The organism is Spiroplasma sp. ChiS (assembly GCF_002968355.1).
GTDB lineage: Bacteria > Bacillota_I > Bacilli_A > Mycoplasmatales > Mycoplasmataceae > Spiroplasma > Spiroplasma citri.
Genome location: NZ_PUUH01000198.1, coordinates 1 through 892, shown reverse-complemented (window position 1 = coordinate 892; position 892 = coordinate 1). Strand labels below are relative to the sequence as shown.

The window sequence follows — 892 nt, the reverse complement described above, 5'->3', positions numbered from 1 at the left end:
CTTTTTTTCATCAAAATCAAACTCTTTTTTCTCAAAAATATCGTCAATTTTTAGGAAAAACTGCTACTTTTTATTTTACTGCTTATTATTCAGCTACTCCTTTTGATAGTTTAAAAGCAAGAAAAAAATATTTATTAATGTTAGAAAGTTTAAATCATATTTTTAATTTAAGTCAATTAAAAAAACATCAACCTTTAGAAAATAATCATGATAAAATAAAATATTATACTCAATTTCATAATTATATCGACCCTTTATCGCAAAGATTAGTCTGTTAAAGATTAATTTGTTAAAACATTTATTATCAATTATTATTCATTAAATACACCCTTCTTTACGGAGGGTTAGACTTGTTTTTTTTCTTTTTTTGATTAACCAAATTTTATTATTTATGTTTTTCTTTTTTTGATTAACCAAATTTTATTATTTATGTTATAATAAAAGTATAAATATAAGAAAAAAATTGTTTTTTTTATCATCACTTTCATAAAGCACTCTTTCATCTTGAAAGAATAGGTGCTAACTGGATTTTACTTTTTTTCTTTTATTTATAAAATAAGTTTTTATTTTACTTTTTTTCTTTTATTTATAAAATAAGTTTTTTACACATATGTATGTATGCATTAATATTTTTAATTTTTAAAATTTTTATAAATAAATAAAAAAAGGGAGTATGTAATGGCGAGAAGAAGATTTAGAAGTTATTTTAGAAGTAATAGAAAAAGTAAAATGACTTTAATTAATTTTTTTTGGGCTTATGTTTTGCCAGTGGTTGGTGTTGTTTTTGTGCTTTGTGGTATTTTAGGACACTTTGGTTACATAACCATTAGTAAATAATGAAAGGAGTTATAAAATAAATGACTTTAATGGGTTTTTTAAAATTAATTGGTTG

2 protein-coding genes are annotated in these 892 nt (G+C 20.7%); both read left to right on the top strand.

The features are described from left to right. A partial coding sequence (locus C6B38_RS10120) for a hypothetical protein (protein WP_162475894.1) occupies positions 1-278 on the top strand: 278 nt, incomplete at its 5' end. 400 nt (positions 279-678) lie between these two features. Continuing rightward, a complete protein-coding gene (locus C6B38_RS10610) occupies positions 679-837 on the top strand; it encodes a hypothetical protein (protein ID WP_199558593.1) in 159 nt (52 codons plus the stop codon). The last annotated feature ends 55 nt before the right edge of the window (positions 838-892 follow it).